The 17,182-nt window shown below is 32.3% G+C and carries 17 protein-coding genes; 3 read left to right on the forward strand and 14 right to left on the reverse strand.

Annotated elements, in window-relative coordinates; translation table 11 throughout:
- Window positions 1-389 precede the first annotated feature (389 nt).
- From atpG to ACEN2I_RS18330, 11 genes are all read right to left on the reverse strand, one after another.
- Window positions 390-1,250 (reverse strand): ATP synthase F1 subunit gamma, encoded by an 861-nt coding sequence (gene atpG, locus ACEN2I_RS18280; protein WP_441767540.1) that lies wholly within the window; start codon window positions 1,248-1,250, stop codon window positions 390-392.
- An 86-nt stretch (window positions 1,251-1,336) separates the two neighbouring features.
- Window positions 1,337-2,914: a F0F1 ATP synthase subunit alpha gene (atpA, locus tag ACEN2I_RS18285; protein WP_065451758.1), complete on the reverse strand. Its 1,578-nt coding sequence runs from the start codon at window positions 2,912-2,914 to the stop codon at window positions 1,337-1,339.
- 37 nt (window positions 2,915-2,951) lie between these two features.
- Window positions 2,952-3,485 carry an ATP synthase F1 subunit delta gene (gene atpH / locus ACEN2I_RS18290; protein WP_441767541.1) on the reverse strand — a complete coding sequence of 178 codons (534 nt, stop codon included), beginning with the start codon at window positions 3,483-3,485 and terminating at the stop codon, window positions 2,952-2,954.
- Window positions 3,486-3,489: 4 nt separating this feature from the next.
- The gene (locus ACEN2I_RS18295) at window positions 3,490-3,990 is read right to left on the reverse strand and encodes a F0F1 ATP synthase subunit B (RefSeq protein WP_441767542.1); all 501 of its coding nucleotides are present in this window, start codon (window positions 3,988-3,990) and stop codon (window positions 3,490-3,492) included.
- 89 nt (window positions 3,991-4,079) lie between these two features.
- Window positions 4,080-4,277, reverse strand: coding sequence for an ATP synthase F0 subunit C (gene atpE / locus ACEN2I_RS18300; protein WP_008465835.1), 198 nt, complete (start codon window positions 4,275-4,277; stop codon window positions 4,080-4,082).
- A gap of 33 nt (window positions 4,278-4,310) precedes the next feature.
- Window positions 4,311-5,486: a F0F1 ATP synthase subunit A gene (atpB, locus tag ACEN2I_RS18305; RefSeq protein ID WP_441767543.1), complete on the reverse strand. Its 1,176-nt coding sequence runs from the start codon at window positions 5,484-5,486 to the stop codon at window positions 4,311-4,313.
- 578 nt (window positions 5,487-6,064) lie between these two features.
- Window positions 6,065-6,286, reverse strand: a complete 222-nt coding sequence (locus tag ACEN2I_RS18310) for an AtpZ/AtpI family protein (protein ID WP_441767544.1) — start codon at window positions 6,284-6,286, stop codon at window positions 6,065-6,067.
- Window positions 6,252-6,659 carry a bactofilin family protein gene (locus tag ACEN2I_RS18315; protein WP_441767545.1) on the reverse strand — a complete coding sequence of 136 codons (408 nt, stop codon included), beginning with the start codon at window positions 6,657-6,659 and terminating at the stop codon, window positions 6,252-6,254. Before ACEN2I_RS18315 ends, ACEN2I_RS18310 begins: the two co-directional genes overlap by 35 nt.
- 2 nt (window positions 6,660-6,661) lie before the next feature.
- Window positions 6,662-9,283: a type IX secretion system periplasmic lipoprotein PorW/SprE gene (gene porW, locus ACEN2I_RS18320; protein ID WP_441767546.1), complete on the reverse strand. Its 2,622-nt coding sequence runs from the start codon at window positions 9,281-9,283 to the stop codon at window positions 6,662-6,664.
- Window positions 9,284-9,371: 88 nt separating this feature from the next.
- Complete coding sequence (locus ACEN2I_RS18325) at window positions 9,372-10,067, reverse strand: ABC transporter ATP-binding protein (protein ID WP_441767547.1); 696 nt, start codon at window positions 10,065-10,067, stop codon at window positions 9,372-9,374.
- 97 nt (window positions 10,068-10,164) lie between these two features.
- Window positions 10,165-11,625, reverse strand: a complete 1,461-nt coding sequence (locus ACEN2I_RS18330; RefSeq protein ID WP_441767548.1) for a DUF5687 family protein — start codon at window positions 11,623-11,625, stop codon at window positions 10,165-10,167.
- 128 nt (window positions 11,626-11,753) lie between these two features.
- On the opposite strand from ACEN2I_RS18330, the gene ACEN2I_RS18335 reads away from it, so the two are divergent.
- Window positions 11,754-12,806: a 2Fe-2S iron-sulfur cluster-binding protein gene (locus tag ACEN2I_RS18335; protein WP_441767549.1), complete on the forward strand. Its 1,053-nt coding sequence runs from the start codon at window positions 11,754-11,756 to the stop codon at window positions 12,804-12,806.
- 436 nt (window positions 12,807-13,242) lie between these two features.
- Here the strand turns inward: ACEN2I_RS18335 and ACEN2I_RS18340 are convergent, their stop codons facing one another.
- Window positions 13,243-14,250: a glycosyltransferase family 9 protein gene (locus ACEN2I_RS18340; protein WP_441767575.1), complete on the reverse strand. Its 1,008-nt coding sequence runs from the start codon at window positions 14,248-14,250 to the stop codon at window positions 13,243-13,245.
- A 270-nt stretch (window positions 14,251-14,520) separates the two neighbouring features.
- Complete coding sequence (locus ACEN2I_RS18345; RefSeq protein ID WP_441767550.1) at window positions 14,521-15,126, reverse strand: DUF4254 domain-containing protein; 606 nt, start codon at window positions 15,124-15,126, stop codon at window positions 14,521-14,523.
- A 110-nt stretch (window positions 15,127-15,236) separates the two neighbouring features.
- Between ACEN2I_RS18345 and upp the strand changes: the two genes are divergently transcribed.
- Window positions 15,237-15,890: a uracil phosphoribosyltransferase gene (gene upp, locus ACEN2I_RS18350; protein ID WP_441767551.1), complete on the forward strand. Its 654-nt coding sequence runs from the start codon at window positions 15,237-15,239 to the stop codon at window positions 15,888-15,890.
- On the opposite strand, the gene ACEN2I_RS18355 is transcribed toward upp, so the two are convergent.
- Entirely contained in the window at window positions 15,885-16,814 is a 930-nt protein-coding gene (locus tag ACEN2I_RS18355; RefSeq protein WP_441767552.1) for a DUF6427 family protein, read from the reverse strand. The two genes, upp and ACEN2I_RS18355, sit on opposite strands and share 6 nt — an antisense overlap.
- A 137-nt stretch (window positions 16,815-16,951) precedes the next feature.
- Between ACEN2I_RS18355 and ACEN2I_RS18360 the strand changes: the two genes are divergently transcribed.
- Entirely contained in the window at window positions 16,952-17,182 is a 231-nt protein-coding gene (locus tag ACEN2I_RS18360) for a DUF6341 family protein (RefSeq protein WP_041519835.1), read from the forward strand.

The following is a 17,182-nucleotide window of genomic DNA, read 5'->3' on the forward strand; positions in this document are numbered from 1 at the left end:
GGGATTTATAAGCTAATTTGTTCCCATAAAAACAAAGCAAGGGATTGATTTGAGCTGACACGTAACCCTTAAAAAAACAGAGCACTGGGATTTATAAGCTAATTTGTTCCCATAAAAACAAAGCAAGGGATTGATTTGAGCTGACACGTAACCCTTAAAAAAAACAGAGCACCGGGATTGATAAAGCTAGTTTGTTCCCATAAAAGACAAAGCAAAGTGGTTAATTCCACTAAAATCTTTAAAATGGAACTGATTCTTGGGGAAAGAATTCTCAGGAATCACCATTTTAAAATCTAATTTAAGAATAATGGGGAATTCTTAAATACAAAAAAAGAGTCTACATTTAATTGCAGGCTCTTTTTTGTATTTATAAAAATCTTGAATACTTCTTATCCATTTAAAGCTTCAGCACCACCAACAATCTCTAAGATCTCGTTCGTAATAGCAGCCTGTCTTGCTTTGTTGTATGTCAATTTCAATTGGTTTCTTAATTCAGTTGCGTTGTCAGTTGCTTTGTGCATAGCTGTCATACGTGCTCCGTGCTCTGAAGCAAATGAATCACGAATACCTTTGTATAATTGTGTTTTTAATGATTTAGGAATCAAGGTTAACACAATTTCTTCTTTTGAAGGTTCGAAAATATAATCTCCAGCAGTAACCGGTACCTCTGATTTAATTGGAGCTAACGGTAAAAACTGTTCTGTCTGAACAATTTGAGTAGCAGCATTTTTAAACTGATTGTAGATCAATTCAATTCTGTCATATTCTCCAGATAAGAATTTTTCAGTTAAATTATCAGCAATTCCGGCAACATTTTCAAAAGTCAGATGATCAAAAATTGCATTATGATGACCGTGAACTTTAAAAGTTTTACATAGTACATCATTTCCTTTTTTACCTATTGGAAAAACATCAACTTGTTTTCCAGCATAAAAAGCAGCACGATTCTTAATCTCTTTAATTATGTTAGAATTGAATGCACCACATAACCCTCTGTTAGAAGTTATAGCCACAAGCAATACTTTTTTTACTTCACGTTGTGTGGTGTAATCTCCTCCAACTTCACCATCAAGTGTAGCAGAAAGATTTTGCAGTAACTCCGTTAATTTCTCGGCATAAGGGCGCATTGCAGTGATTGCATCTTGTGCTTTCTTAAGCTTTGCAGCAGAAACCATTTTCATAGCCGATGTAATCTGCATCGTCGATGAAACGGAAGTAATTCTATTACGGATTTCCTTTAAATTTGCCATTTTATTAAAGTTGTTGGTTGTTGGTTGTTGGTTGACCGTTTCCTGGATAATTCCAACAAAAATCAACCAACAACGATCAACTAAATTTAGATATATTTTGCTGAAATTTCTTTTGCTGCCTTTTCGATAACATCAGTAATATTATCATCTAACTTACCAGCTTTCAACGCATTAAGCGTGTCTTTATGTTTGCTGTTCAAGTAAGCTAAGAAATCAGCTTCGAATTCTTTTACTTTATTTACAGGAACATTTCTTAATAAGTTTTTAGAACCAGCGTAAATAATAGCTACTTGATTTTCAACTGTATAAGGATCATTCAAGCCTTGTTTCAAGATTTCAACGTTTCTTTTACCTTTTTCGATTACATTTAAAGTAACTGAATCAAGATCAGAACCAAATTTAGCAAACGCTTCTAATTCACGAAATTGAGCCTGGTCTAATTTTAAAGTTCCGGAAACTTTTTTCATTGATTTAATCTGAGCATTACCTCCAACACGAGAAACAGAGATACCAACGTTGATCGCAGGACGCACTCCAGAGTTGAACAAATCTCCATCAAGGAAAATCTGACCATCTGTAATCGAGATTACGTTTGTTGGGATATATGCAGAAACGTCACCAGCCTGAGTTTCGATAATTGGTAAAGCAGTCAATGAACCGCCACCTTTTACGATAGACTTGATAGAATCTGGTAAATCGTTCATGTTTTTAGCAATTCCATCATCTGCAATTACTTTACAAGCACGCTCTAACAAACGAGAGTGTAAGTAAAAAACGTCTCCAGGGTATGCCTCACGTCCCGGTGGCCTTCTTAATAAAAGAGAAACCTCACGGTAAGCAACAGCTTGTTTAGATAAATCATCATACACAATAAGTGCAGGACGACCTGAATCTCTAAAATATTCTCCAATTGCAGCACCTGCGAAAGGAGCATAAACTTGCATTGGAGCTGGGTCAGAAGCATTTGCAGCAACAATAACCGTATAAGCCATTGCACCTTTTTCTTCTAACATTTTAGCAATTCCTGCCACAGTAGAAGCTTTTTGTCCAATTGCAACATATATACAAAATACAGGCTTTCCTGCATCGTAAAATTCTTTTTGATTTAAGATGGTATCGATACAAACAGTTGATTTACCTGTTTGACGGTCACCAATAACAAGCTCACGTTGTCCACGACCAACCGGGATCATAGCATCAACTGCTTTTACTCCTGTTTGTAATGGCTCAGTAACTGGCTGACGGAAGATAACTCCTGGAGCTTTTCTTTCCAGAGGCATTTCGTATAAGTCTCCACCAATTGGTCCTTTTCCATCAATTGGAAAACCAAGAGTGTTTACTACACGTCCTACCATTTGCTCACCTACTTTAAGAGAAGCGATACGTTGTGTTCTTTTTGCTGTTGAACCTTCTTTGATTCCTGTTGATGGTCCTAAAAGTACCACACCAACATTGTCTTCTTCAAGGTTCAATACAATAGCTTCAAGTCCATTGTCAAATTCAACTAACTCACCATATTGTACATTCGATAACCCGTAAATACGAGCAATACCATCTCCAACCTGAAGTACTGTTCCTACTTCCTCTAGCGTAGCACCAGATTCAAAACCTTCTACTTGCTTTCTTAATATTGCTGAAATTTCAGCAGGTTTGATTTCCGCCATCTTAATTTATAATTTAGACACTTTATGTGTAATAAAACTAATTACTTAACTCTCTTTTTAATACCTGCAATCTGTTTGCTACAGAAGCATTGTATTGTTGATCACCTATTCTTAAAATAAATCCTCCAATGATAGATGGATCTACTATATTTTCTAATGTTATCTTTTTATCTGATAATGTAGCCACTTTTGCCAAAACTTTCGCTTCTAAAGCTGCATCCATCGGAATGGCAGTTGTAACCTTAGCTACCTCAACACCATTACTTTCATCAAATAATTTTTTATATTCTAAAGCTATTGCTTGAAGAATTTCAAATCTTTTGTTTTCGAATAATAAATGAAACAAACCTTTGGTTACGCCATTTACATTTGCAAAAACTTCTAAAAGAGCACTTTCTTTAATCTCAACAGTTGTTGTTGGGTTTTCAATAAAGGTACTCAATTCTGCATTGCTTTCAATAGTTGAAGCAATCAGTTTCATATCGTTGTTTACAGCTTCGGCAACACCTTTAGAGTTTGCTAAGTCTAGAATTGCTTTTGCATAACGAATTGCTGCTCTTGTACTTGCCATAATATTAGTTTAACTTTACGTCACCTAACATTTTCTCAACCAATTTAGTTTGAGAGTCTTTGTTAGATAATTCTTCTTTCAACAATTTTTCAGCGATGCTTAATGATAAAGTTGCAACTTGCGATTTCAATTCAGCCATTGCAGCATTTTTTTCACTTTCGATAGCAGCCTTAGCTTGTTCGATCATTTTTTGACCTTGCTCTTGCGCTTCGTTTTTAGAATCAGCAATCATTTTCTCTTTCATTTCGCGAGCTTCTTTTAGCATCGCATCACGTTCAGCACGAGCTTCATTCAAAACTCTTAAATTGTCAGCTTGTAAATTTTGCATTTCTCTCTTTGCATTCTCAGCAGAAAGTAAAGCATCTTTAATACCTTCTTCTCTTGCTGTGATAGACTCCATAATTGGTTTCCATGCAAATTTTACTAAAAGTAAAATTAAAACCAACAAGATTAAAGCTTGCCAAAAGAATAAACCGAATGAAAAATCGTTAATTAACTTATCCATTTTATAACTATATTAAAATATTTAATTTCTTTTTAAAAGGTAACAACACCTTTAACCAACCGTTAAAGATGTTGTTAGTTTTTTCTTTATTATTTTCCTAAGATCAAAGCAGCAAATGCTAAACCTTCTAATAAAGCCGCGATAATAATCATCGCAGTTTGAATTTTACCTGCAGCTTCTGGCTGACGAGCAATCGCGTCCATAGCAGATCCACCGATTTTACCTAAACCTAAACCTGCACCGATTACTACTAAACCTGCACCTACTAAAGTTGGAATTGTTCCCATAACTATTTATATATATAAAATTAAACTTCTAAATTAAATAATCACATTTTCTTCTTCATGTCCATGACCGTGATCATGATCCTGAACGGCCATACCAATAAACAATGATGATAACATTGTAAAAATAAACGCCTGCAAAAATGCAACTAAAACTTCAATAACAGAAATAAACAATGTTAATCCCATTGAGATCGGTAAATCTGCTGCTAAGTTTTTACCTACGAAAATCATTGCAATCAAACTCATAATTACAACGTGACCTGCTGTAATGTTTGCATATAAACGAATCAACAAAGCAAAAGGTTTTGTGAATATACCTAACACCTCAATTGGTGCTAAAATAATTTTCATTGGAACAGGAACTCCCGGCATCCAGAAAATGTGTCCCCAGTATTCTTTGTTAGCGCTAAATTGTGTAATTATAAAAGTAAAGGCTGCTAAACAAATTGTAATCGCAATATTTCCTGTAACATTAATTCCAAGTGGAGTCATTCCCAAAAGGTTTAACAACCAAACAAAGAAAAACACGGTTAATAAATAACCCATATATTTTCTATATTTTTTCTCGCCAATATTTGGAACAGCGATCTCGTCTCTGATAAAAATAATTAGTGGTTCTAATACTCTTCCAAAACCAGTTGGAATAGGTCCTTTTTTATATGATTTTGCCAGACCTGTAAACATTAATAATAATAGTAATGAAACCAAAAACATGGAAACAACATTTTTAGTAATAGAAAAATCTAATGGTTTTTCGTTTTCCGGATGTCCGTGCTCATTAAAGTTAATGGTACCAGCAGCATCAGTTTTATAAATTTTACCGTGGACTAATTTGTAAAAGTTTCCGTCAACTTCAGCAACTGTTTCTCCGTGGTGCAATTTTGATGATGAGAAGATTTTCAAACCGCCATCAATAAGAATAACAGGTAAAGAAAAACCATAATGTTTATTTTCCTTTTCATCTGAAAAGAAGACAAAATCATGAGAATCTTGTAAGTGATGGTCGATAAATGCATTCACTTTTTCCTTTGGATCCAAAGCCTGATGCTCTTCTGCCATAGCGGAATCATGTGAAATTACTTTCTCTTCGTGAACAACTTCTGATTGCAATTGTAAGGAGTCATTCTCAGAATTTGCAAAACTAATTACTGGAAGACAAGCTACTAAAGCTACAAGAATAAAATGGAGTGGTTTGTTTGAAATCACCATATCTGTTAAAAATCTTATTTTTTTTACGTTTCTAAAATTTGGTGCAAAGGTACATTTTTTATTAATATTCAAAAGGATATGAAAAATTATTTTTGAACCTTGTTTTACAGAATCGTTATTTTAACGCTTTTCATTTAATAATCGGACAGTTAAAAGCGTTTCAAATAACAAAAATAAAATAAATGTTATAAAAAAATTGATTTTTTCAATGACCACCACTTCGGATTTATCTTCCAAAACAGGTCTCAAAATTAAATATCCTAATAACATTTGCGTAAAGGTTCCGAACAGAAAAACCATTCCAACAATTTCAAAATTCTTCTTTTTTACTATTAATAATATAAGGTACAACAATGCGGAAATTCCGAAAAAAATTAAATACAAAAATTCTATACTATAATAAAAGTTATTGGGGTTAACTTCTAAAAGTAAAAATGCTGCTTTATGCAAAATGTAGGATGCCAAAGCTAATAAGAATAATTGTAAAATAGGCCTGTAAATTTTTAAAAACATGTGAAATAATTTTATGCAAATATGCAACATTTATTTAAAGCTGTTTTTTAAACAAAAAATTTACTTTATTTATTGATGTCATTTACTTGCCTGATAACATTATATAAGGCAAGTCCAACACCAAGCATGACGAAAATAGTATTATAATAAAATTTTGGGCTTGGATGATTTTCATCTAACCAGGTTCCAAAATAGGAAAACAAGAAAATAATAATTCCCATTTGAACAGGAATATTAATAAGTGGTAACCATTTATTCCTTCTGTTTTTCTTCGGCTCCTTTTCCATCTTTAATAGTTACTTCGTTGTTTTTTAACATTTTACAAGTAGCTGCAAAATCTGCTCCTGGTTCAATAGACAATTTTCCAACGGCAACTTCTCCATGAATATGTGCCGATGATTTTATATTAAGGACCTCGAGTACTTTTATTTTTCCGTGAAATTCTCCTTCAATGTCGGCATTGTTACAAATAATTTCTCCTTTAATAATACCTGATGGTCCGATAACTAATTTTCCTTGTGAAGTAAAATTTCCTATCAATTCTCCATCGATTCTAAAATCGGCTTTAGAAACAATATCTCCTATAATAGAAGTTCCTTCAACAATTCTGTTGGTTTTACCTAAAAGCTCTGTGCTGCTTTTTTTTGCTTTTTCAAACATGATTATGGGGTTTTTGGCAATAAATAAGTCTGAAGATTTTTCTTCATCTGAACTACTTTATAATTATCACTTGAAATAATAATGGCAGGATGTGAGATTTTGTATTTTGCATCATCCCTTAAAACTCCTGCAACATCATTAGCATATGCTTCTGATTTTATACCGTGAATTACAAAAAAGCTTTCCGTTTTATTATATCTGTCAAAAGAAGTAGTTAGTCTTTCAAAATTTTCAACCAATAAAAAAACCTTAATTGCTTCTTCAATTTTTTTAGCTGTTTTAGTATCGTTTTTACCAACTAAATATAAAATTTTCCAGTTTTTCCCATCTGTAGTAAAATCAAGTTTTTCTAAACTTGGAATTTGTTTTTCTAAAATTTCACGTGCACTTTTTCCTTCTTCACTATTTGGATAATTATCCGCAACTTCTTCCATGCTTTTTTTATAGGAAGCCAAACCATTAACTTTTCCTAAAGTATTGGCTTTTAACAACTCAAATTTAGAAACTATCTCATCTCCTGAAAATTGATTTATCAAATTATCAATATTATCCAGTACAACATCAAACTGTTCTTCCTGAAATAATTTATACCATTTTTCATACTCTTTTTCAGGCGATAAATTTGTGCCGTTTTCGGGATTTGTATTGTTTAAAATCTGGGCATATCTCGAATTTGGGTAATTAGCTGTTATATCAAATTTTATCCTTTCAGCTCTTGCAGGATTTGTAATTTGGTATATTTTATACAGATTATACATCGATGGTAAGATCCATTTTTCTTCCGGATTGTTAAGAAGCAATTGCTCAAATTTACTACTGGCTAAATCGTATTCCTTAAATTTCTCTTTGTAAATTAATCCTAATTGATAGTATGCAAAATTGCGTTCTTTACCAATGCTATCCATAGCAACCTGAGTTGTTGGAAGTTGTTTTTCGTAAAACTCTGTCGTATACTTTTCAATAACAATTAAGTCTTTCAAAGCGTTTAATGAATCCTGTTTCATAGATATCGAATCAGTCAAAGCCGTATTTATATTAGCTTTTGAAGCAGATAACCTCCAGTTTCCACTTAATGCCCTGTTGCCCCACATTTTTCTAAACTGTAATTTTCCGTAAGCAACTGTTGATGGATTATAAAAATAGAAAACACTTGCCACATCATTTCCGGTTGGCGGATTGAAACCTCCTGGCATAACGATAGGTGATTTATTTCCTGTTGACTGAGGATTTACCGCCTCTGACGCATTGCTTGAATTTGTATTTTGTTCAATATTCGCTAATCGTTCTTTCTCTTTTTCTTCTAAGATTCGTTTAGCTTCATCTTTCTTTTTTAATTCTGCAATATAATTTTCAAAATACGTTTTTCTTTCAATTTCAGGTAAAGCTTTTACCATAATAATACTGTCATTGCGTTTTGCAATTCCTTCGTATTTGATAACATTGTCTAAGTTCTTTCGGTTTTTTTCGATAGAAGCAAACTCCCTGCTTTTCGGATCTAATTTAACCAATGTACTATCATAATATTTAGCAGCCATTGTATAATCAGTATTCTTAAAATACATATTCCCAATGTTTCTGTAAGTAGAAGCTATCAGATAAGAATCTTTAGATTTTCTTGCTAAGGATTTATTATAAAATTCAAGTGCATTTTGCTTGTCTTTATATTTATCGAAGAAAACTCCCATTTCGAAAAAGAGAATGTCATAATAAGGTCTGTTTTCGCGATCTTCAACCAATTTATTATAGGTTTCAATAAACAAATCCTGATCTCCATTTTCATAATCAAAAATTTGCGCTTTTTTCGCATAAGCCTGCATCATATATTTTCGATCGGCTTTACGATTCATATCGATTACGCTATTGTAAAAATAAATGGCGCTGTCTCTTTTTTCAGCTTCCTGATACATCTGACCCAAAATAAAACGGTAACGGGCTTTGTCTTCATTTATTCTTGAAAACTTTTCAGCAATCTTAAGTTTGGTAACAGCACTGTCTTTTTCTTCGAGATTTAAAAATGCCTCTGCCAGCAATGCATTTGCATCTGAAAATGTTTGTTTGTCTAAATCCGTGTTTTTTAATAATAGTTTGGTGTTTTTTATCACAATTGCATCATTTCCCAGACGCATGTTGGTTTTTTCACGCCAAATTTTAGCTGTATAAATATTACTGCTGTTTGGGTATTTGTATAAAATATAATTGAATGCTTCGAGCGCAGGAATAAAACGCTGGTCATAATATCGTGCTTTTCCAAGCATTAAATAGGCTTCATCAATTTGAGTGTTTTTCTCTCTGCCGCCTATGTTCATTGAATGCTTCTGAATGGCTTTTGTTGCTTTGGTTTCGGCCAGTTCAAAATCGGGATTTTTGGTTTTCTCCTGTTCCGAAATATTGTCATCTATTTGCATTTTTTCGATTGGCAGCATCTTCCAAAAATTATCCTGATTATTGCCTTTTATGGCAGTTAACCCTTTATCTAAAGCAATTCCGCCATTATACAAAATATTATATTTTGTACTCAAAGCATGTGAATTTCTAGCCAAAAAAGTATCTCTTTTGGTAGAACAGGCTATCAAAAAAAATAAAAAAATAAATGGAAAACTATATTTCAGAGCATTCTTTTTCAATAGAAAAGAGTTTAAATCAATTAACTTCTAAAAAGGATTTTTAGTATAATGACTGGTAAAAATACGCTTCTTTTTGAAATATGGAAATTTATACTGCAAAAAACGATTCCAGCTCCTGCAAGGTCTCTTTTGAGGTTTGAATATCTTTTACAATTTCGCCTTTATTCAAAGCTACAATTCTATCACAAACTTCAACAGTATGCTGCAAATCATGACTGGAAACAAGAACAGTAACATTTGGATTTTCTGCCAATTCTTTAATGATTTTTTTTAATCGGCTTACTGTTGTTGGATCTAAATTGGCAAACGGTTCATCCAATATAATTACTTCAGGATTGCCAATAAGTGTGGCAATTATCCCTACTTTCTTCTGGTTTCCTTTGGATAAATCCCGCAAATATTTCTTGTTTTTCAGAATCTCTCCATTAAAAAACTCTTCGTGCTTCACTAATAAAGCGTCAACATCTGCTTTATTCTGATGGCGTAAATCTCCAATAAAATAAAAATATTCTTCCGGGGTCAAATAGCCAATCAGGAAACTTTCATCCAAAAAGGAACCGGTAAACGATTTCCAGTTTTCGTTTGTATTAACCTGAATAGTATTGCTCGTAATGTTTCCTGTTGAAGGCTGAATTAAATCTAACAGCAAACTAAAAAAAGTAGTTTTACCTGCTCCGTTATTTCCCACTAATCCGAAACTTTGTCCCTTTGGAATTTCAAGATTGTTTATGTTTAAAACTGTTGTTCCGTTATATATTTTTGAAAGTTGATTTACTTGTATCATTTTTTATCGTTTAATTGTTGATTTGGTTAATCGTTAATTTGTTTTTCAATTGGATAAAAATTATCTGATTATCAAATTGGCACATTTTCTAATTACGTTAATTCTTCTGTTTGTAAGCCTGAATCGTACTGTATTTTTCGATTTTGTATCTTTTCTCAATAAGTGAAAACACTTTATTTCTAAAGATAAAACCCAGAACCCCGGCTCCGGCAACAAAAGACAAGGCAAGTAATTTATCCCCTAAATAAAGTCCGAGCCCATACAGTGCCAAAGGCAATAATAATTTTGGCAAAGTCAGCAGCATGGCGCTTACATTAAATGCTTTTTTGTCTCCAAATGCGCCGCTTGATGAGCTTAAATCAATTGGCGTTTTGGTAAAAGCACCGCCAAGAAGTACCAAATGGGAGTTGACTCCGATATTGTAAACAGCACCAACTACGATAGTCAGATAAATTTCTAATCCATAGAAAAGGTAAAACGATGCTAAGATTGTCGAGATAAAAGTGGCAATTACAACAAGCCACCATTTTGAAGTGATATATCCACGATACGGGATATTTTGTGTCATCATTAATTGATAATAGGAACTGTCCCAACTTGGTACAAATTGTCCGAAGACAAATAAAAATCCACCCGAAACAAAAATCCCTGCAAAAATATGCATGATGGCAGGCTGATGTGAGTTTCCAAAAAAGATCAATCCGTAAAACAAAAAGAAAAAACTCATTAGCAGTGTTGTTTTAGATCTTTTATTTCTTCGGATTAGTTTAATGTCATTTTTAAGAAACGTTCCTAAAGTTCCAAATTGATTCAGCCAAACAAGATTTTCAGTCGTTGCGATATCTTCTTTTTTAGAAAGTCCAGCATCTAAAAATAAATTGTTTTTAAAATATTTGAATGTAAAAGCATAAAGACCGATGAGAACCAGTATCGGAATCAAAAACAACCATTTTGTTTCATAAAATCCCTGAAAAAAAGGCGTTGTAAAAACAGTAATGTCAAATAACTTATAATATTGTGCAGCTCCTAAAGCCAAAGCGATTCCAATGAAAACAATAAATAATTTATCAATATTACTCAAAATAATATTTAAAAAATTATTGAGATATATTAAGGAGAAAATCGCCAAAAGCCAAAAAAGGATTCCTAAAATATCATATCCTTCTACTGCCATGATAATAGAAAAAGGAAGAAAGAAAAGAGCATGTACCCAGTTAAAAAAAGATAAGGCTGTTTTACCTAAAGAAAAATGAACAATAGTAGGTTTTTTAAAAGGTAAAACCAATAATGGTTTAATATTTAATACCGGAATTGCCTGCATTAATAAGCGAACAACCAAATCGAATAAAAAATAATAAATCAAAAATTTGTTGATGGTTACCAGCGGTTCAAGGTTCATTTTCTTTAGTATATAAAATGCTCCCACTCCCATTCCGATAAAAATGATGGAAAAATAGACCATCAAAAAACCTATCAAAATTTTCATTGCCAGATTTGCACCAAACGATGCCGATCTGGTAAAAGCTTTCCATTCGAGATAAATAAATTTTTTAATCATGGTTCTTTGGTTTTGAGTTTTATAGTAAGAGACCAAATTTAGGCAAACGTTACAAAAAAAGTTAAAAAAAATACTTTAGTGCCTTTCAATTAGTTGCTGTTTGCTACTTTTGCATAAAATATCATATCATGCCTTCATTCTTAAAACTCATAATTAAAGAGGTAAGACGCGAAACTTCTGATTCGGTTTCGATTCTTTTTAATGTTCCTGAAGAACTAAAACCAGACTATAAATTTATAGCCGGACAATATATTAATTTGAAATTAACTCTTGATAATCAGGAAATTCGCCGTGCTTATTCTATTTGTTCTGCACCCGAAAGCGGTGAATTAAGAATTGCTGTAAAAGCTGTTAAAAATGGTTTGTTTTCGCAATTTGCCAATACCAGACTTAAAGCCGGAGATGTATTAGAAGTAGGTCACCCAGAAGGAAAATTTACTTTTGAACCGGATGCCGAAAGACAAAAAAACTATGCCGCTTTTGTTGCCGGAAGCGGAATTACGCCTGTACTTTCTATTATAAAATCGGTTTTGAAAAGTGAGCCAAAAAGTACTTTTGTATTGGTTTACGGAAACAAAACTCCCGATGAAACTATTTTTCATCAGGAACTGCACGATTTACAATTGCAATATGTAGGACGTCTTTTCGTGCATTATGTCTTTAGTCAGGCTAAAGCCGAAAATGCTTTATTTGGAAGGATTGATAAATCGGCGGTGAATTTTGTTTTGAACAACAAACACAAAGAATTACAGTTTGATAAATTCTATTTGTGTGGTCCTGAAGAAATGATCGATAGAGTTTCCGGAATTTTGAAAGAGAAAAATGTAAAAGACTCGGCTATTAAGTTCGAACTTTTTACCTCTTCTTCTCAGGAAAATCAAATTCAGACTTCATTAGAAGGGCATTCAAAAATTACAGTTTTAGTTGATGATGACGAAGTTTCTTTTGAAATGTCTCAAAAACAGACTATTCTGGACGCTGCTTTAAAACAAGGAATTGATGCACCTTATTCCTGCCAGGGTGGAATTTGCAGCAGCTGTTTAGCCCGTATCACTTCCGGAACTGCAGAGATGACAAAAAATTCTATTTTGACTGATAAAGAAATTGCTTCTGGCTTAGTTTTAACCTGTCAGGCGCACCCAACTTCAGAATCTATTTATGTAGATTATGATGATGTTTAGACATTAAATCTCAAAAGTTAAAATCCCAAATCTCAACTTTAAAATTGAGATTTGGGATTTTTTTTGAACTCATTTTACCAAAAGTTAAACATTTGTAAAATTCAATACAAATTTCTTTCTCTTCAAAAATACAATTTAACTTAAACAGCATAAACAATCACAAAAAACATAATTAATTTTAAGAATTTTTAAAAAAAATACACTTAAAAATTTAGTATATTAAGGTGTAATTATAACTGATATTACTTTTTTATCTTAATTTTAAGTTTAAAAGTTATCTAATTGTCAACACGGTTTAACATTAAATATTATGGCAATGCATCACTACCTTCGTCTGTCTTTTATATTTCTTTTTTAATAACATCTTATTTTGTATCTATTTTATAATGAATTACCCCGAGGCAGAGCCTCGAGGTAATTCCATTGTTCTTTAAATTTACAAAAGTTTCTGGATTTTCCCGATTATTTCATCCGGAGAAATACTTCTCATCACATCCTCATAACCTTCCACAATTTTATTGCCATAAACAGAAGATGGCAATTTTGGATATTGATTTCGATCTGATGTTAAAGCATTTTCTAAACTTTGATTAAAAGGCAAAAATCCTGCGTATGGATGCGTTGCACCCCAAAGCGTAACCACTTTTACTCCCAGCATTGCAGCAATATGTGCGTTACCGGAATCCATAGAAAGTATAACATCAAGATTGCTAATGAGTTGTAATTCCTGCTGAAATTTAATTTTTCCAGCCATATTAATTACATTTTCGAATGGTTTTGAAAGTGAATCTAAAATTTCGATTTCTTTTTTTCCTCCTCCAAAAAGAAGGATTTTATAATTTGGATTTTGTGCCAATGAAGAAATAACTTCAGTCATTAAATCCAAAGGATAAACCTTGGAATCATACTGTGCAAAAGGCGCAATTCCGATTAACTTTTTATTTTGATTGCCAATGATTTCCAAAACAGCTGAGTCCAATTCTGCCTTTTCAGGAAATTCAGGATTCGATAAATCTAATGGAAAACCAAGTTCTTCAAACACTTTGGCATGTCTTTCGAACATGGTTGGCAATTGTTTTAAAATTTTATTTTCCGCACGAGTCAGTTCTTTCTTCCCCTCTCTTCCTTTATCAACTGTGGCTCTTTTTTTTCCGCTTAAAGTGAAAAGCAAACTCACAATTTTGGATCTTAAAACATTATGAAGATCTGCAAAAGCGTCAATTTTAAACTTTTTAACGTCTTTAAATAATCTTACAAGTCCTGGAAAACCTTTGTGTCTTTCTTTCTCATCAAAAGCAAAAAATTCCAAATTCGGAATTCCGTCAAAAAAAGGTTTAAAAAAAGGACGTGAAATCACTGTCAGTTTTACGGTTGGATACTGTTTTACAAAGGCTCTTAAAACAGGAACCGTCATGGCGACATCTCCCATTGCGGATAGTCTCATGACGGCTATATGCTTAATTTTATTTGACAATTTTTTGACTTTTAAAAATTAAATTGTGAACCACTTATGTTATTCCAACTTATTAAAAACACTTTTTTAATCAAATTCTGGTCCTTTTCTTTTTAGCCCAGATTAAAATGAAAATCCCGGAGCAAAAAAAATAAAGTTTCCTGTCTAAAAAAAGCGACCAACGGAAGCTCTTTTTTGAACATTATAAACTCTTTTCTTTTGTGAGGAATTGAAATGGAAAACTGGAAATAGACCCAAAAATTATTTCTTATTTTGATACAAAACCGGATTCAATTCATCGTCATTGTACATTTTCATTTGTTTGTACACTTTCATGAATTTATCTCCATTTTCGATGTCAGTCAATAAATCTTCAATTGCTGTAGATAAATCGCTTCTCTGCTCTAAAAGAATATTTAATTTTTCCTGACATTTATCTCTGTGTTCTTGTGAAGCTTCAGCACGACTAGCTTCTTCCTGCATATGATAAATTTTTAAAGCTAAAATTGACAATCTGTCAAAAGCCCATGCAGGACTTTCTGAGTTGATTTTTGCACCGTCTTTTGCTTTTACATGACTGTATTTTTGCAAAAAATAACTGTCAATATATTCCACCATATCAGTACGTTCCTGATTCGAAGCGTCAATTTTTCTTTTTAAAGTCAAAGCTGCAACTGGGTCAATTTGCGGATCACGAATAATATCTTCATAATGCCATTGAACAGTGTCAATCCAGTTTTTTAAATATAATAAATGTTCGAATTTATCTTTTGGGAAAGGATTATTTATGGGCTGGTCAACATTATCAAACTCATGATAATCTTTGATACTTTGTTCGAAAACTGAATACGCTAATTTTGAAAACATGTATTTATTTTTTAGAGATACAAAGATACTTTTTATACTTTTATAGTACGTAAAAAACCTTTAATTTTTCATTTCGTATCATACGCAACTGATAATTCTAAAAATTCATTATGGAAATTCATTACATCTCTGAAAATAACAGCATACTAAATCATTTTTTAGCACAAATCAGAAACGTAAATATTCAGAACGACAGTATGCGCTTTCGCAGAAATATCGAACGAATTGGCGAAATTATGGCTTATGAGCTGAGCAAGAATTTGACCTACAAAGAAATAGAAATCCAAACACCTCTTGGAATAAAAAAAACGACAGAAATTGAAAGTGATTTAGTTTTATGTCCAATTTTAAGAGCAGGATTACCGCTTCACAACGGATTTTTAAATTATTTTGACCATGCAGAAAATAGTTTTGTATCGGCTTGCAGACATCATCCAAATAATGCTGATGAGTTTGAAATTTTAGTTGAATATCAGGCAATTTCAGACTTAAATAATAAAACGGTTTTACTTCTTGATCCTATGCTAGCAACAGGACAATCGATAGTAGCGGTTTTTAAAAAATTGCTTGAAAATGCCACTCCAAATGAGATTCATATTGTAGTCGTTATCGCTGCCCCAGAAGGAGTTGCGTATCTTGAAAAAAATCTACCGGACAACTGTCATTTATGGGTTGCGGCTTTAGACGAAAAATTAAACGAAAAAAACTACATCGTTCCCGGCCTTGGTGACGCAGGAGATCTTGCTTACGGAAGCAAATTATAGTTGTGAGTAAAATGTAAATAAACCGCAGCAGATTAGTACATATAACACAATTTCCCTATTTAGTTTTTGCTGTGTAAATTCAATATGGCTAGATGCCATAATGGCCAAAGGTGTAATGCTAAACAACAATAAGTCATTGCTTTTGTTTGGTGAAAGAATAAAAACAAAAACTGCAATAAAAAAACTAGCTATTACCTTTTTGTATGAAGTATGAACAATTTGTGGTCTGTTTGATAGGGTTGTTAACATTGAAACTACAAAAAATAAAGCTACCGCAACATAAATTGAAAATGCTCCGTTTTCGTAATTATTTTTAAAATATTCAATTCTTAAATCAATAACTGCCCTATCCTGAATAAATTTTATAGCATCGAAATTGAAAATTAATGATGTTGTTAAAAATAATAATGTTACAGCCAATAGAGCAATAAATGGTAAAATCCAATTTCTATAATCTCTGGATACGTGAAAAATTATAGATATAAAGACTAATATCAGGAAAAGAATACACCAAAATTGAAATAACGTAGCCACTAAAATCCAAAAAGAAGCATCAAATATCTTTTCTTTTGAAGCCTTAAGTGATTGTAAAGAAATTAATCTTCGCAACGCTAATAACAGAAAAAAATTGGCATATATAGCATTTGGATTATTGAATATTGTCGGGAAAAACAATAGAAACAATAAATAAAAAAGTATTGCGTATCCATTGTCTTTACTTAGCCCGTTCTTTTTAACGATGAAATTTATCAGAAAAAAAGAAGCAAAAATAAAGCACAACAAACTTACCTTTTGAAATACCAAAAAATAAGAACTCATCCATGATGGTTCCTGAATTTGAAATAGAAAAAAGAAAACCAGTATTAAAATTACGACCAAAGAATAATTTAATGGTGTAGATTTTTTAAAAACACTTGTTATCATAAGGATATTTTATACTTTTGTGAATGTAAATATAATACTTGTTTAAAAAGGAAAACCAACAAGTTGAAAAAAGATTCTATTACCGGAATAACTTCAATGCGTTACACAACAATAAATAACATATAATTTTATAAATTATGACAGCTTTTTTTGAAGGAATACAATACTTATTTGTTAACATTTTGTTCGCTCCACTTGACTTTTTACGTCATTTAGAACTTATTACGTGGTTTGGTGCAAATACAATTAACTGGATTTTTATGATCATCTGTGCATGCGCAATCGTTTATTGGATTAAACAACTACGCATTTTTGATGACGCCGGAACAGAAAACCAAGATACTACGGCTCATTCATTTTTAAAATAA

The organism is Flavobacterium sp. W22_SRS_FK3 (assembly GCF_052113665.1).
Classification (GTDB): Bacteria; Bacteroidota; Bacteroidia; order Flavobacteriales; family Flavobacteriaceae; genus Flavobacterium.

Bases quoted from the DNA above. Each gene is read 5' to 3' on its own strand.
- atpG (WP_441767540.1), bottom strand. From the start codon at position 1,250: ATGGCAAATTTAAAGGAAATCCGTAATAGAATTACTTCCGTTTCATCG.
- atpA (WP_065451758.1), bottom strand. From the start codon at position 2,914: ATGGCGGAAATCAAACCTGCTGAAATTTCAGCAATATTAAGAAAGCAA.
- atpH (WP_441767541.1), bottom strand. From the start codon at position 3,485: ATGGCAAGTACAAGAGCAGCAATTCGTTATGCAAAAGCAATTCTAGAC.
- ACEN2I_RS18295 (WP_441767542.1), bottom strand. From the start codon at position 3,990: ATGGATAAGTTAATTAACGATTTTTCATTCGGTTTATTCTTTTGGCAA.
- atpE (WP_008465835.1), bottom strand. From the start codon at position 4,277: ATGGGAACAATTCCAACTTTAGTAGGTGCAGGTTTAGTAGTAATCGGT.
- atpB (WP_441767543.1), bottom strand. From the start codon at position 5,486: ATGGTGATTTCAAACAAACCACTCCATTTTATTCTTGTAGCTTTAGTA.
- ACEN2I_RS18310 (WP_441767544.1), bottom strand. From the start codon at position 6,286: ATGGAAAAGGAGCCGAAGAAAAACAGAAGGAATAAATGGTTACCACTT.
- ACEN2I_RS18315 (WP_441767545.1), bottom strand. From the start codon at position 6,659: ATGTTTGAAAAAGCAAAAAAAAGCAGCACAGAGCTTTTAGGTAAAACC.
- ACEN2I_RS18325 (WP_441767547.1), bottom strand. From the start codon at position 10,067: ATGATACAAGTAAATCAACTTTCAAAAATATATAACGGAACAACAGTT.
- ACEN2I_RS18330 (WP_441767548.1), bottom strand. From the start codon at position 11,625: ATGATTAAAAAATTTATTTATCTCGAATGGAAAGCTTTTACCAGATCG.
- ACEN2I_RS18335 (WP_441767549.1), top strand. From the start codon at position 11,754: ATGCCTTCATTCTTAAAACTCATAATTAAAGAGGTAAGACGCGAAACT.
- ACEN2I_RS18340 (WP_441767575.1), bottom strand. From the start codon at position 14,250: ATGAGACTATCCGCAATGGGAGATGTCGCCATGACGGTTCCTGTTTTA.
- ACEN2I_RS18345 (WP_441767550.1), bottom strand. From the start codon at position 15,126: ATGTTTTCAAAATTAGCGTATTCAGTTTTCGAACAAAGTATCAAAGAT.
- upp (WP_441767551.1), top strand. From the start codon at position 15,237: ATGGAAATTCATTACATCTCTGAAAATAACAGCATACTAAATCATTTT.
- ACEN2I_RS18355 (WP_441767552.1), bottom strand. From the start codon at position 16,814: ATGATAACAAGTGTTTTTAAAAAATCTACACCATTAAATTATTCTTTG.
- ACEN2I_RS18360 (WP_041519835.1), top strand. From the start codon at position 16,952: ATGACAGCTTTTTTTGAAGGAATACAATACTTATTTGTTAACATTTTG.